This window comes from Streptomyces sp. Ag82_O1-12 (assembly GCF_900182715.1).
Lineage (GTDB): Bacteria > Actinomycetota > Actinomycetes > Streptomycetales > Streptomycetaceae > Streptomyces > Streptomyces massasporeus.
In genome coordinates, this window is the sequence record NZ_FXUW01000001.1 from 7,947,814 (window position 1) to 7,962,205 (window position 14,392).

Below are 14,392 nucleotides of genomic sequence, written 5' to 3' on the forward strand. Positions count from 1 at the left end.
GAAGGAAGTGATCGCAGGACACGCGTCACCGTGCTGGTGGCGCTCGCGGCCAATCTGGTGATCGCGGTGGCCAAGGCCATCGGCGGCCTGGCGGCGGGGTCGCCCGCCCTGCTGTCCGAGGCGGCCCACTCGGTGGCCGACAGCCTGAACGAGGTGTTCCTGCTCGCGGCACTGCGCCGCAGCCGCCGCCCCGCCGACCGGCGTCATCCTTTCGGCTACGGCAAGGAGCGGTTCTTCTGGTCCCTCCTCGCGGCCGTCGGGATCTTCGTCATGGGCGGCTGTTTCTCCTTCTTCCAGGGCTTCGAGGCCCTGGCGAGCGGTGCGGAGGAGGAACTCGGAGGCTATGTGGCCGGCCTGATCGTGCTCGGGATCGCCCTCCTCGCGGAGGGCGGTTCGCTGCTGCGGGCGCTCTACCAGGTGCGCAAGCAGGGCGGCGCCGGTGCCGGGATGCGCGACCCGGCCCTGCGTACGGTCGTGGCCGAGGACGGCACCGCGGTGCTAGGCGTCACCCTGGCCATCGTGGGCATGGCGCTGCACATGGTCACCGGCCAGGTGGTCTGGGAGGCGTCCGCCTCGCTCGCGATCGGCGCGCTCCTGGTCTACGTGGCCTTCCGACTGGGCCGCGACGCCCGCGATCAGCTGATCGGCGAGGCGGCCGACCCGGAGTCGAGCGGGCGGATCGAGTCACTGCTGCGGGCCCAGCCGGAGATCGACAGTGTGGAGGCGCTGTTCACGATGAAGACCGGACTGGACACGGCCCTTGTGGCCGCCCGCGTCGACCTCGTGCCCGGCCTGGACAGCGAACGCGTCGAGGAGGTCGCCGTCCGGATCAAGCGGTCCATCGCGCGGACCGTGCCCGAGGCGGACCAGATATTCCTCGACGTGACGGACCGACCCGCCCGCGAGGCAGCGGAAAGCCCCGCCGCGACGGGGGAACGCGGCGGGGCCTGAACCTCGCGTGCCCCCTCGGCGCGGGTTCACACATCCAGGGAGCAAGATTCTTTTTTGCCGGCTGCCCGCACGGGGCAGCCGGCCCCGTGCTCAGCCGCCCTCGGCCGGCTCCAGAACGAACACCGGGATCTCCCGGTCCGTCTTCTTCTGGTAGTCGGCGTACGCCGGGTAGGCCGCGACGGCCCGCTCCCACCAGGCCGCCTTCTCCTCACCCGTGACCTCACGGGCGGTCATGTCCTGCTTCACCGGCCCGTCCTGGAGCTCCACGTGCGGGTCGGCCAGGAGGTTGAAGTACCAGACCGGATGCTTGGGCGACCCGCCGAGCGAAGCCACCACGGCGTAGCGCCCCTCGTGCTCCACCCGCATCACCGGCGTCTTGCGCAGCTTCCCGCTCCGCGCCCCGCGTGAGGTCAGGACGACGACCGGCATCTTCGAGCCCTGGAGCGTCGTCCCCTCCTTCCCGCCGGAGCTCTCGTACAGCTCGACCTGTTCGCGCACCCACTGCGTCGGGCTGGGTTCGTACTCGCCTTCGAGAGGCATGGCATCCGTCCCATCGTCGCGTCCGCGGCTCATCGCCACCCGTCCTCAACACCCATGCCCCCGGGAATCATCCGCACCAGGGCGAATCGGGCCGGAAAACGTCCTCACCCCGGCGCGAGCGCCATCCGCACGGCCAGAGCCGTCATCACGCCGCTCGCGACCAGAGCCGTCGCCAGCCGCCCCCGGTGGCCGGTCAGCGCACGGCCCAGCAGGGCGCCGCTCCCGGCCAGCAGCACCTGCCAGCTCGCGGAGGCGGCGAACGCGGCCAGCACGAACACGCCCTGCTCCAGGCCACCGGCCGGGCCGGTGGCCCGGGAACCGAGCACGAGGGCCGCGAAGTAGACGACGGTGGTGGGGTTCAGCAGAGTGATGCCCAGCAGGCCCAGGTAGGCCCGGGCGGGGCCCGGGGGAGCGGGGGCGGTACGGGTCGCGAGCCGGTGGCCGCGATACTCGCGCAGCGCGGTGACGGCGCCCCATGCCGCCAGGGCCAGCAGCACCAGCACACACACCCAGCGCAGCGGACCGAGCCCCGGCCGCAGCGCGGACGCCACAGCGGTGCCCCCGAGGGTGGCCGCGAGGGCGTAGAGCCCGTCGGCGGTGGCGACGCCGAGCGCGGCGCAGACACCGGTGCGCAGAGTGGTGCGGGCGGTGAGGGAGACGAGGTAGGTCCCGACGGCGCCCACGGGGACGGCGATGCCGTACCCGGCGAGCAGCCCCGCGACGAGCGCGGCCGTCATGAGTGCGGCGGCGTCGGTCCTCCCCGGCGTCCGGACTGCTGCTGTCGGCCCGCGGCGGAAGCGGCGGCGGACAACGGCAGAAGAACGGCGAACGTAGACATGGCCGGATCCTGAGGCCTGCCCGGCCCCGCCGACAACCGGTTTTCGAATCGGCGCCACCGCGCACGCGCCCCGGCAAGGATGGTGAACCCGCAACACGCGCCTACGCCCCCCGGTGTTCGAACGGGAAGGCGGTGTTCCCCGGCCATGTTGCCGGCGTCGGCGATCTGGCCGAACTTCGCGTCGCCCCATAGGTGCCTGGGGCATCTAATGAAGATCGGTACGACGCACTACTCGTCTGCGAGGTCTTCATGACGGACACGACCGCACCCGTCGCCTTCCCTCAGAGCCGGACCTGCCCCTACCACCCGCCCGCCGCCTACGACACGCTGCGCACCGGACGCCCCCTGACCCGCATCACCCTCTTCGACGGACGCGAGGCGTGGCTCGTCAGCGGGCACGCCACCGCCCGCGCGCTGCTGGCCGACCCGCGCCTGTCGTCCAACCGCGACCGGCCCGGCTTCCCCGCCCCCACCAAGCGCTTCGCCGGGATCCGCAACCGCAGAACGGCCCTGCTCGGCGTCGACGACCCCGAGCACCGTGCTCAGCGGCGGATGGTCGTCGGGGACTTCACCCTCAAGCGGGCCGTCGAACTCCGGCCACGGATCCAGCAGATCGTGGACGAACGACTCGACGCGATGATCGCCGCGGGCCCGGTCGCCGACCTGGTCAGCGCCTTCGCGCTGCCGGTGCCGTCCATGGTGATCTGCGCCCTGCTCGGCGTCCCCTACACCGACCACGACTTCTTCGAGACCCAGTCGCGACGGCTGCTGCGCGGCCCCGAGGCCGCCGACGTGATCGACGCCCGCGACCGGCTGGAGACGTACTTCGGCGAGCTGATCGACCGCAAGCAGCAGGACCCCGGCACCGGCCTCCTGGACGACCTGGTCCACCGGCAGCTGCGCGAGGGCGACCTCGACCGCGAGGGCCTGATCGCCATGGCCCTCATCCTGCTGGTCGCGGGCCACGAGACGACCGCCAACATGATCTCGCTCGGCACCTTCACCCTGCTCCAGCATCCCGAGCGGCTCACCGAGCTGCGCGCGGACCCCCGGCTGCTGCCGGCCGCGGTCGAGGAACTGATGCGGATGCTGTCGATCGCGGACGGCATGCTGCGCCTGGCAGTCGAGGACATCGAGGTGGCCGGGACGACGATCCGCAAGGGCGAAGGAGTGGTTTTCGCGACCTCCGTCATCAACCGCGACGAGACGGTCTACCCCGACCCGGACACGCTCGACTGGAGCCGCTCCGCCCGGCACCACGTCGCGTTCGGCTTCGGCATCCACCAGTGCCTCGGCCAGAACCTCGCCCGGGCCGAGCTGGAGATCGCCCTGCACAGCCTCTTCGACCGGCTGCCCACCCTGCGCCTGGCCGCCCCGGCCGAGGAGATCCCCTTCAAGCCCGGCGACACCATCCAGGGGATGCTGGAACTCCCCGTGACCTGGTAAGAGGCTTTCCGCACATGCGCATCGACATCGACCAGGACGTCTGCATCGGCGCGGGCCAGTGCGCCCTGACCGCCCCGGACGTCTTCACCCAGGACGACGACGGCTACAGCACTCTGCTGCCCGGCGCCGAGGACAGCGGCAGCCCGCTGCTGCGGGAGGCGGCCCGCGCCTGCCCGGTCAGCGCCATCAGCGTGTCCGAGACGGTGGGCTGACCCCGGATCTCACCCGGCCTCCAGGAGCCGCCGGGCCGCCTCGCGCGCCTCGGCCGCGGGCTCGGCGTTCCTGGTGACGCCGGCTGTGACCATGGCTGTCCGGGGGAGTCGCTAGGGTTTCCCGGATGACCGAACAGGCCGCCCGCAAGCCCTTCCTCTACGTCGTCGTCTGCGCCGCAGGCATCGCCGCGGACGTCAGCAAGCTGATCACCGCCGCGCAGGAACGCAACTGGGAGGTGGGCGTCATCGCGACACCCGTCGCGATGAACGGCTTCTTCGACACCGCCGCCGTCGAGGCCCAGACGGGCCGGCCCATCCGCTCGGCCTGGCGCGCCCCGGGCGAGCCGCGCCCCTTTCCGGCACCCGACGCCGTGGTCGTCGCGCCCGCCACCTTCAACACCGTCAACAAGTGGGCGGCCGGCATCGCCGACACCCTCGCCCTGGGCACCCTGTGCGAGAGCGCGGGGCTCGGGGTGCCGATCGCCGTCCTGCCGTGCGTGGCCGGCGCGCTGGCCGCCCACCCCGCCTACCGGGACAGCGTCGAACGGCTACGGGGGATGGGCGTGCGGTTCGGCGAGCCGTACACGGGAGACCCGGGGGAGGACGGCGCCCGGCCGCGGTTCGAGTGGGAACGGGGGCTGGAGCTGGTCGGACGCGACTGACGGCCGGACGCCGTCAGTCGTGGTGACGGCCCGTCAGGCGCCCCATCCGGTCGCGACTTCGAGTGCGATCGAACACGTACGCTCCCCGTGGAAACCCTCCGAAGGCAGGAGCAGCATCGATGCAGTACGTGAAGCTCGGTTCGACGGGCCTGGACGTCTCGCGGATCTGTCTGGGGTGCATGACCTACGGTCTGCCCGACCGCGGCACGCACGAGTGGACCCTCGACGAGGAGGCCTCGCGGCCGCTGATCCGGCAGGCGGTCGAAGCGGGGATCACCTTCTTCGACACGGCGAACGTCTACTCCGACGGCACCAGCGAGGAGATCGTCGGCCGGGCCCTGCGCGACTTCGCCCGCCGCGACGAGATCGTCCTCGCGACGAAGGTGCACGGCCGGATGCGCCCCGGACCGAACGGCGGCGGACTGTCCCGCAAGGCGATCATGACCGAGCTCGACCAGAGCCTCACCCGCCTCGGCACCGACTACGTCGACCTCTACCAGATCCATCGTTTCGACCCACAGACCCCGGTCGAGGAGACCATGGAGGCCCTGCACGACGTCGTCAAGGCGGGCAAGGTCCGCTACATCGGGGCGAGTTCGATGTACGCGTGGCAGTTCTCCAAGATGCAGTACACCGCCCGGCTGAACGGCTGGACCCGCTTCGTCTCCATGCAGAACCACTACAACCTGATCTACCGCGAGGAGGAGCGCGAGATGCTGCCCCTGTGCGCGGACCAGGGCGTGGGCGTCCTGCCGTGGAGCCCGCTCGCCCGCGGCAGGCTCACCCGGGACTGGGACACCACCACCGAGCGCAGCGCCACCGACAGCTTCGGCAGCACCCTGTACCAGGAGGGGGACCGCGCCATCGTCGAGGCGGTCACCCGCATCGCCGGGGAGCGGGGCGTCCCCCGCGCGCAGATCGCCCTCGCCTGGCTCCTCCACCAGCCCACGGTGACCGCCCCGATCGTCGGCGCCTCCAAGCCCGGGCACCTGGAGGACGCGGTGGCCGCCGTGGAGATCGAGCTGAGCGAGAAGGAACTGGAGGAACTGCAGCGCCCGTACGGTCCCCACCCCGTCGCCGGGCACTGAACAGGTCACTCGAAGGCTCAGTGCGGACCCTGCGGTTCGAACTCGGTTCCGCAGGGCCCCGCCCCCTCGCTCTCCGCCAGCTCCACCCTCGCCCCGCTCATCGCCAGCGTCCGGTAGAACCGCCCGATCCGCTCCGCCGACCGCCCCACGTAGTGCCCGATGAACGACCGGCGGAACCGCTCGGGCGCCCGGTTCGGCTGTGAGCCGTGCACCAGGCTCCCGTTGAAGAACAGGACGTCCCCCGGCGCCATGTCCACCGGCACCGGCGCCAGCCCCGGCGGCGGCGGAACGTACTCCCGGGCGAAGGAGACGTCCGAGTCGGCCGGCTCCGGGCAGAACACGTCCATGCGGTGCGTGCCCGGTACGACCTCCAGTCCGCCGTTCTCCCGGTCGATCACGTCGCAGGCCACCCAGGCGGCCACACATGTGCCCGGCTCCACCCGCAGATAGAAGTTGTCCTGGTGCAGCGCCTGGCCCCGGGCCCCCGGCGGCTTGAAGTAGAACATGCTCTGCGCGGCCAGCACCTCCTCCCCGAGGAGCGCCTCCAGAACCGTCCGCAGCCGGGCGTCCAGCAGGACCTCGCGTGCGAGGCCGTTGATCTCGTGCGGGTGCATCACCCGCGGCCAGACGTGCAGCGGGTCCGCGCCCGGCCCGTCCTCGGCGCGCGGCTCGAAGTGCCCGGGCACCGGACCGGCCGCCCGCAGCGCCGTGAACTCGCCGCACAGCCGATCGATCTCGTCGGACCCGAAGAGCCCGCGCACCACAGTGAAACCGTCCTCCTCGAACCCTTCCCGGTACCGCCGGAGCCCGGCGGGGTCCAGGATGGAAGCGCCGGCGGCGCTGTTGCCCGTGACTGTCATGAACGCACTCCTCGGTCAGGTGTCCTCGGTTCGAAACGCTAGGCCGCCCGGCCGCGAAGGAGGATGCCTGTGCGTGCTGACGGATTGCCCGACACTGCTGCGCACCCGGACAGCCGGGACGCCGGGGACTCCGGGGACGGCGAGGACACCGGCAGATCCGGGAACACCGGGAACACCGGGGACACCGGGAGCACCGGAGACACCGGGAGCACCGGAAACACCGGGGACGGTGGGGATCCCGCCCCGCCCCCCGGGCTGGTGGTGCTCGGTCACTTCGACCAGCCGCCCGGCTACGGCGTCAACCGGCCGCACGGATCCGCGAGCTGGCTCTTCACCTGGACCATCGCGGGCCGGGGCCGGCTGTGGCTGGGCGGTGCGCGGACCACGGCCGGCGCTGGCGACCTGGTCGTGCTCGCCCCCGGCGTCCCGCACGGTTACGCCGTCGAGCCCGGTGCCCGGCACTGGCAATTCTGGTGGGTGCACTGCCAGGCCCGCCCGTCCTGGGTCACGTGGCTGCGGCCGTACGGCACCGGCGACGGGATGTACGCGGTCACCTCCGCCGCGGCCGGGGTGCGGGGCCGCGTCGGGGCGGCGTTCCGGCGGATGCACGCCGACGCCCGCTGGACCGGCACCGATGCCCCGCCCGCCGCGTCACCCCCGAATCCGCAGGTCGCCGTGGCGCACGGCAGCGCGGCCCGCGAACTGGCCCTGTGCGCGCTGGAGGAAATCGTCCTCCTCACCACCGCCGACGCCCGGCCGGCCGCGCCCCGGCCCGGCCTCGACGCACGGATCCGCCGTGCCCAGGAGCTGATCGACGCCGACCCGGGAGCCCCGCACACCGTCCGCTCGCTCGCCGGGGGCGTCGCGCTGTCACCGTCACGGTTCGCCCATCTGTTCAGCCGTCAGCTGGGCCAGTCGCCCATGCGCGCCCTGCGCGAGGCGCGGCTGCGCCATGCCGCCCGGCTGCTGGAGAGCACCGACCTGCCCGTGGAGCGCGTCGCCGCGGCCTCGGGATTCGTCAGCCCGTTCCACTTCAACCGCGCCTTTCGCGAGCGCTACGGGGAACCGCCCGGGGCGTACCGCACCACGCACGGCGATGTGTCCGGCTGAGCAGTGCCATTGGTTCCGCGGCCCGGCGGGAAAGGCCGGCGCGGAGAACGGGGACGACGGTGTGAGCTGCTGGTCAGGCGGTGTGTCAATGGTTTCCGGGACAGTGCTGGAGGGGGTCGAAAGGGAGCGGCTAAAGGGGGGAGGCGCCAGGGGAATGGCTTTCGCTCACTTGATTGACATTTTGTCAAAAGGTGCTGACCGCGCGCGCAATGGACGAAACCGCTGGATCACTTGTTCCCTGTCGCTGAGCTGTGCAAAGGTGTGCCCTGTCGGCGTGTCCACAACACGCCGTTCTTTCGTATGCGCGAGGCCGCCGGGCCGGCATACCCCTTGGTACGGACTTTATTGCGTATGTCCTTGAGAGGAATGCAGCCTTGAAAGACGCAGGCCCGTCGAATTCCCCGGCCTCGGCCCGCGGGTTCGGCGCGACGGACGAGCAACTGAGCGCGGAGCTCAGAAAGTGGACCGGGGCGACACCGGCGCTTCAGCCCGTCGGCGAACTGCTGGACCGGCACTGGGAGGCGGCCTTCGCCTACGCCCGGCTGTGCACCGACGGCCCGCGCTCCGCGGGAATGCTCACGACTGCGGCTTTCACGCGCCTCTTCGGCGAAACGCTCCGGCAGAACGGCCCGACCTCCGCATGGCGGCCCCACCTGCTCATCACGGTGCGGCGCATCGCGGCCGAGTGGGCCGGCGACCACCGGTGCGACACGCTCCACCCGGACCTGCTCGCCGGGACCGGCGACGGGGACCGGCCCGCCTCCCGGCTGCTGCCCTCGCCGCGCCGGCGTCTGCTGTCCGGGGCCTTCCAGCGGCTGCCCCAGTCCGCGCGCTGTCTGCTGTGGCACGTCGAGGTCGAGGCCGAACCGCTCACCTCCCCGGCCGGGTTGCTCGGCCTGGACGAAGAGGGCGCGCGGGTCGAACTGGGCCGGGCCCGGGACCGGCTGCGCGAGGAGTCCCTCCAGCTGCACCGAGAACTCGCCCCCGACGAGCAGTGCCGGCGCTATCTGCGGCTGCTCGACGTGACGTACCGGCGCGGGGGTCTCGACCTCGACCCGGATCTACGCGCGCATATCGAGGGCTGCGGGCACTGCAGCGCCGCCGCCGACCAGCTCGACCAGTTCAATCACGACCTCGGTGTCGCCCTCTCGGAGGCGGTGCTGGGCTGGGGCGGGCGGGACTACGCGGAGCGCCGGGCGCACGAGGCGGGGGAGAGTGCCGGGGGCGGGCGGCATGCCGGGAAGCCCGAGAGACCCGGGACTGCGGCCGGTGCGGCCGCCGCCGTGATGCCGGCCGGTGCGGCGCGTGAACTGTTCCCGGACCCGGTCGCCCTGGCGCGCGAGGTCTTCCCCGACCCGGTCGATCTGGCGTACGAGATCATTCCGGACCCGGTTCGCCCACCCCGCGGTACGTCCGGGTCGGCACGTGAGCGGCGTGCGGCTGCTCCGGATCCGGTCCGCGCACCCCGCGAGACATTCCCCGGGTGGACGGGCGAGGGGCGCGAGGCCTTCTCAGGCCCGGTCGGCAGGGCTCGTGAGGACTTCCCGGCCGACCCGGTTCGTGCACCGCGCGAGGCGGTCCCCGGTCCGGCACGTGAGGACTTCCCGGGTCCGGTTCACACGGCGCGTGAGGCTTTCCCCGGACCGGTACGTCAGGGGCGTGAGGCCTTCCCGGACCAGGTCGCCCTCGCCGGCGCGGTCGGGGAGTCGTTCACCGATCCGGGCGGCCCGGCGGCCGTGCCGCCGCCCCCTCCGAGGCCCGAGGGCGTGGCCCCGGCCGCGGGCCCCGCCCAGGCTCCGGCCCGCGCGGACGTCTCGGTACCGCCTGCCCCCGCACCCCGGGCCCCTCGCCCCGAAGGCTCCCGGGCCGCCGCACGAAGATCCGCCCAGAAGGCGGCCCGCCGTACCGCCCGGCGGCGCAACCTCACCGCGGGCGTGCTGACCGTCAGCGGTCTGGTCGTCCTGCCGCTGGTCCTGTGGTCCACCGGCAACTCCGGCGACGGCGCGCCGGCCGGTCCCGAGCGGCCCACCGGGGAGGCCCCCGACTCCGAGGCGGGCGAGGCGAGCCGCGACCCGTCCTGGGCCGGCGCGGGCGACGCCGAGAAGGGCGCCCTGCGCGGCCGGCTGCACAACGTCTCCTCGGGCCTGTGCGTGGGCATCGACGGAAAGAAGGCCGTGGAGGGCGCGGAGGCCGAGCTCGCGACCTGCTCGGCTGACGCAGCCCAGCAGTGGACGTACGAGACCGACGGGCTGCTGCGCAACGGCGCCGCTCCCGACCTGTGCCTGGACTCGCGGCTCGGATACTCGGTGCGGCTGGCCCCCTGCACGGGCGCGTCCCGGCCCGACCCGAAGGACATCCGCTACGACTTCACCCTGCAGGGCGCCCTGGTGCCCCGCTCGGACCAGGACCTGGCCCTCACCCCGGCCGCGACCGACGGCTCGGGAGCCCTGGTCCTCAAGGCCCGGGCGGACGACGAGGTCCAGCGCTGGGTGATCGACACCTCCAGGGCGAAACTCCAGATGGAGTCCGTCAACTGGAACGCCGCCGCTCCCGTCCCGCACCCCACGCCCACACCGACCCCCACCCCGTCGAAGACGCCCGAGCCCACCCCGAGGCCCTCCGCGACGTCCCCTGCCCCGCAGCCGACCACGAGCAGCCCGGCCGCCACCGAATCGCCCTGCCACAGCTACGGCTACTACTGCGACCCGGACGGCCGGTACGGCAACCCGGGCTACGGCTACCCCGGCTACGGCTACGGATACGGCGGTTACGGCTACGGCGGAGGCGGCCGCCGCTGACCGGGCCGGTTCAGGCCCCGACGACGGTCAGCGACAGCCACAGGGCCATCACGGCAGGCACCAGCGCCGCCGGTGTGGCGAGCAGCCCGAGCCGGGTGAACTCCCCGAGCCCGACCCGATGGCCGTGCTGCTGCACGATCCGCCGCCACAGCAGGGTCGCCAGTGATCCGGCGTAGGTCAGGTTGGGGCCGATGTTCACCCCGAGCAGCACTGCCAGCACGGGGCCCGGACCGGACCCGGCGGTCAGGGGCAGCAGCACCAGCACCGCGGGCAGGTTGTTGATGAGGTTGGCCAGGACGGCGGCCACCGCGGCCACACCCAGCAGCGTCAGCAGGCCCGACCCGCCGGGCAGCACGCGCCGCAGCGCGTCGGCGAGCCCGTGGTCGACGACCGCGCGCACGACCACGCCGAGCGCGAGCACGAACGCCAGGAAGGCCGGAGCCGCGGACCGCACCACCGTCAGGGGGGTGGCCCGCCGCCGCACCAGTGCCCGCCCGGCCAGCACCAGCGCACCGGCCAGCGCGGCCCACGCCGGCGCGATCCCCACCGCGGAGGCCACCACGAACCCGGCGAGCGTGCAGCCGACGGTGACGAGGGCGAACAGCGGGAGCGGCTCGGGACGCGGCTCGGCGTCGGGGGAGGGGAGGGGCGCCGCGAGTTCGTCGTCGAAGAACCGCCGGAACACCAGGTACTCGGCGGCGATCGCGACCAGCCACGGCAGCGCCATCAGCGCGGCGAAGCGGGTGAAGCTCAGCCCGCTCGCCGTGAAGGCCAGGAGATTGGTCAGGTTGGAGACCGGAAGCAGCAGCGAGGCGGTGTTCGACAGATGGGCGCACGCGTACAGATGCGGCCGTGCCCGCACGCCCATGCGGGTCGCGGTGGCCAGCACCACCGGAGTGAGCAGGACGACGGTGGCGTCCAGACTGAGCACGGCCGTGATGACGGACGCCAGGGCGAACACCGCGGTCAGCAGCCGTGTGGGGCGCCCCGCCGCCCAGCGGGCCATCCACGCCCCGCACGAGGTGAACAGCCCCTCGACGTCGCAGAAGTGGGCGAGCACCAGCACGGCCGCGAGGAAGCCGACGACGGGCCCCAGCCGCTGGATCTCCTCCCAGGCGTGATCCGGGGAGATGACTCCGAGGGCGACGGCGATCCCGGCGGCGGGCACCGCCAGCACGGCTTCCGGCAGGCCCTTCGGGCGGGCGACGGCCCAGACGAGCACGGCGGCCAGCAGCGTCACGGACACGACTTCGGCGAGCGGGGTGTTCAGGGCGGGGTCCTCCGGGGGGCGATCTGGCGGTGCCCGCCCAATGAAACCAGGCGTCGGTAAGAGACCCTCGGCGGCCCCGCGGTCCTGGTCGAGGGCGATGGGGCAGGTGTCGGTAAGAGACCCTCCGCGGCCCCGCGGCCCCGCGGCCCTTGTCCAGGACCATGGGCCGCGGCCGAGTGCCGTCGGTGACTCAGATCTCGTCGTCGAGCAGGGCCAGCTCCGCCCAGATCGTCTTGCCCTCGCCGGTGTGCCTGCTGCCCCACCGCTGGGTGAGCTGGGCGACCAGGAGCAGCCCGCGGCCCCCCTCGTCCCAGGTCTTGGCCCGGCGCAGGTGCGGCGCCGTGTGGTTGGTGTCGGACACCTCACAGATCAGGGTGGCCTCGTCATGGATCAGCCGCAGCCGGATGGGCGGGGCGCCGTAGCGGATGGCGTTGGTGACCAGTTCGCTCACGACCAGCTCGGCGGTGAACGTGGCCTCGATCAGCCCCCAGCGTTCGAGCTGGTCGACGACCTGCTTGCGGATGGGCGCCACCAGCGCCGGGTCGGCGGGGATGTCCCAGGTGGCGACCTGGGCGGACGGCAGGCCGCGGGTGCGGGCCAGCAGCAGGGCCACATCGTCGCTGGAGCCGCCCGGCGGGAGCAGCGTGTGCAGCACGCGGTCGCAGATCTCGTCCAGGGAGTCGGAGGGCGCCGACAGCGCCTCGCGGAGCATCCGGCCGCTCGCGTCGACGTCCCGCTCCCGGCTGACCAGCAACCCGTCCGTGTGGAACGCCAGGATGCTGCCCTCCCGCAGCTCCACCTCGGCGGACTCGAACGGCAGCCCCCCGACGCCCAGCGGCGGCCCCGAAGGCAGGTCGAGCTGCTGCGCGGGGCCGTCCGGCGGCACCAGCAGGGGCAGCGGATGCCCGGCCCGGGCCAGGGTGCAGCGCCGGGAGACCGGGTCGTAGACCGCGTACAGACAGGTCGCGCCCACCTCTCCGGTGCCGTCCTCCCCGCCGGATTCCTCCGACAGCCGGACGACCAGGTCGTCGAGGTGGGTGAGCAGTTCGTCGGGGGCCAGGTCGATGTCGGCGAGGGTGCGGACGGCGGTGCGCAGCCGGCCCATGGTGGCCGAGGCCTGGATGCCGTGGCCGACGACGTCGCCGACGATCATGGCGACCCGCATCCCGGACAGCGGGATCACGTCGAACCAGTCGCCGCCCACGCCGGAGCGGGTGGCCGGCAGATAGCGGGAGGCCGCCTCGACCGCCGCCGTGTGCGGCAGGGTGCGGGGCAGCAGACTGCGCTGCAGGGTGAGCGTCGTCTCGCGCTCGCGGGAGTAGCGGCGCGCGTTGTCGATGCAGACGGCGGCCCGGGCCGTGACCTCCTCGGCCAGCAGCACGTCGTCGACGGTGAACGCCTCGGGGCGCCGGAAGCGGGTGAAGACCGCCACTCCGAGAGTCGTGCCCCGGGCCTGCAGCGGAACGGACATCGTGGAGTGGATGCCGTACTCCTGGATCCGCTGGAAGCGCGCCGGGTCCCAGGCCAGCCAGCGGTCGAGGTCGCCGGAGGAGCCTGAGGCCACGACCGTGTGCCCCGCGACCAGCGAGGCGGACTGCGGGGAGTTCTCCGGGTAGACGTCCACCTGCCCGGGCTTGGCGACGGCCTCGGGACTGCCCTTGTGCACCGACTGGTGGGCGGACCGGCGCAGACTCAGTGGCGGGATGGGCGGTCCGGCGGACTCGCCGCCCTGCTCCTGCGGGTCGAGCAGGTCGACGCTGACGAAGTCGGCGAGCGCCGGGACGCACACGTCCGCCAGCTCCTGGGCGGTACGGGTGACGTCGAGAGTGGTGCCGATGCGCACGCTGGCCTCGTTGACCAGTTGCAACCGCTCGCGCGAGCGGTACTGGTCGGAGAAGTCGTGGGCGGTCACGCACACGCCCCGCACCCGGCCCGCCCCGTCGGTGAGCGGCGCCATCCGGGCCAGCCACGCGTGCGCGCCCCGGTCCTCGCCGGTCGCCTTCATGTACGTCTGCATTTCCTGCCGCCGTCCGGTGCTCAGCACCCGGCGCAGATGCTCCTCGAGCTCGGCGTTCGGCGGCCGGCTGCCGACGTCGGTGGGCCTGAGGCCCAGCATCCGCCCGGCGGGCAGTCCCAGCAGATCGGCCATGGCCTCGTTGACGCCGCGCAGCCGCAGCCGCTCGTCGAAGATCATCGTGGCGCAGGGCGACTGTGTCAGCGCCATACGCACCAGCGGGTCGTCCGCGAGTGCCTGGTCGGCGGCCTCCGGCGGGGACACCGCCAGCCAGTCGATCGCCTCCGCCGCGTCCGGCGGTCGGCGGTGGGCGAGCACCCAGACGGTGACGGGGTGGCCGTCACGATGGCGCAGGGTGACGGTGCCGCTCCAGCGCGAGTCGTCCGGCACGGTCGGCGGGTCCGCGCCGTCGGCCAGCAGGTCGGCGGCGGGACGGCCCACGACCTCGGCGGCCGTGTGGCCCAGCAGACGGCGGGCGCCCTCGCTCCACTCGGTGAGCGTGCCGTCGACGGCGATGACGGCACGGGCGGCCACGCCATCGTCCAACGCCTCGTCCGGACTCATCGTCGCGACTCCATACGGACACTCACAGTGAACAGGGAA

Annotated in this window: 12 protein-coding genes; 7 read left to right on the forward strand and 5 right to left on the reverse strand. The window is 73.1% G+C overall.

Features of this window, described 5'->3' with window-relative positions; all coding sequences use genetic code 11:
* Positions 1-30 precede the first annotated feature (30 nt).
* Positions 31-951, forward strand: coding sequence for a cation diffusion facilitator family transporter (locus QOL88_RS36205; protein WP_097222435.1), 921 nt, complete (start codon positions 31-33; stop codon positions 949-951).
* Between the two features lie 90 nt (positions 952-1,041).
* On the opposite strand, the gene QOL88_RS36210 is transcribed toward QOL88_RS36205, so the two are convergent.
* Both QOL88_RS36210 and QOL88_RS36215 read right to left on the reverse strand, forming a co-directional pair.
* A complete protein-coding gene (locus tag QOL88_RS36210; protein WP_097222436.1) occupies positions 1,042-1,491 on the reverse strand; it encodes a nitroreductase family deazaflavin-dependent oxidoreductase in 450 nt (149 codons plus the stop codon).
* A 104-nt stretch (positions 1,492-1,595) separates the two neighbouring features.
* Positions 1,596-2,228, reverse strand: coding sequence for a LysE family transporter (locus QOL88_RS36215; protein ID WP_097222437.1), 633 nt, complete (start codon positions 2,226-2,228; stop codon positions 1,596-1,598).
* Positions 2,229-2,578: 350 nt separating this feature from the next.
* Here QOL88_RS36215 and QOL88_RS36220 point away from each other — a divergent pair, with 350 nt between their 5' ends.
* From QOL88_RS36220 to QOL88_RS36235, 4 genes are all read left to right on the forward strand, one after another.
* On the forward strand, positions 2,579-3,775 hold the full coding sequence (locus QOL88_RS36220; RefSeq protein ID WP_097222438.1) for a cytochrome P450: 1,197 nt from the start codon (positions 2,579-2,581) through the stop codon (positions 3,773-3,775).
* 14 nt (positions 3,776-3,789) lie between these two features.
* Positions 3,790-3,987 carry a ferredoxin gene (locus QOL88_RS36225; RefSeq protein ID WP_097222439.1) on the forward strand — a complete coding sequence of 66 codons (198 nt, stop codon included), beginning with the start codon at positions 3,790-3,792 and terminating at the stop codon, positions 3,985-3,987.
* A gap of 125 nt (positions 3,988-4,112) precedes the next feature.
* The gene (locus QOL88_RS36230; RefSeq protein ID WP_097222440.1) at positions 4,113-4,649 is read left to right on the forward strand and encodes a flavoprotein; all 537 of its coding nucleotides are present in this window, start codon (positions 4,113-4,115) and stop codon (positions 4,647-4,649) included.
* 119 nt (positions 4,650-4,768) lie between these two features.
* Positions 4,769-5,737: an aldo/keto reductase gene (locus QOL88_RS36235; protein ID WP_097222441.1), complete on the forward strand. Its 969-nt coding sequence runs from the start codon at positions 4,769-4,771 to the stop codon at positions 5,735-5,737.
* Positions 5,738-5,754: 17 nt separating this feature from the next.
* On the opposite strand, the gene QOL88_RS36240 is transcribed toward QOL88_RS36235, so the two are convergent.
* Positions 5,755-6,597, reverse strand: coding sequence for a phytanoyl-CoA dioxygenase family protein (locus QOL88_RS36240; RefSeq protein ID WP_097222442.1), 843 nt, complete (start codon positions 6,595-6,597; stop codon positions 5,755-5,757).
* A 258-nt stretch (positions 6,598-6,855) separates the two neighbouring features.
* Between QOL88_RS36240 and QOL88_RS36245 the strand changes: the two genes are divergently transcribed.
* The gene (locus QOL88_RS36245) at positions 6,856-7,707 is read left to right on the forward strand and encodes a helix-turn-helix domain-containing protein (RefSeq protein WP_257028105.1); all 852 of its coding nucleotides are present in this window, start codon (positions 6,856-6,858) and stop codon (positions 7,705-7,707) included.
* Positions 7,708-8,081: 374 nt separating this feature from the next.
* Positions 8,082-10,505 carry a ricin-type beta-trefoil lectin domain protein gene (locus tag QOL88_RS36250; protein WP_179879053.1) on the forward strand — a complete coding sequence of 808 codons (2,424 nt, stop codon included), beginning with the start codon at positions 8,082-8,084 and terminating at the stop codon, positions 10,503-10,505.
* Positions 10,506-10,515: 10 nt separating this feature from the next.
* On the opposite strand, the gene QOL88_RS36255 is transcribed toward QOL88_RS36250, so the two are convergent.
* A complete protein-coding gene (locus QOL88_RS36255) occupies positions 10,516-11,775 on the reverse strand; it encodes an arsenic transporter (RefSeq protein ID WP_179879167.1) in 1,260 nt (419 codons plus the stop codon).
* Positions 11,776-11,965: 190 nt separating this feature from the next.
* A complete protein-coding gene (locus tag QOL88_RS36260) occupies positions 11,966-14,353 on the reverse strand; it encodes a SpoIIE family protein phosphatase (protein WP_097222443.1) in 2,388 nt (795 codons plus the stop codon).
* Positions 14,354-14,392: the final 39 nt, after the last annotated feature.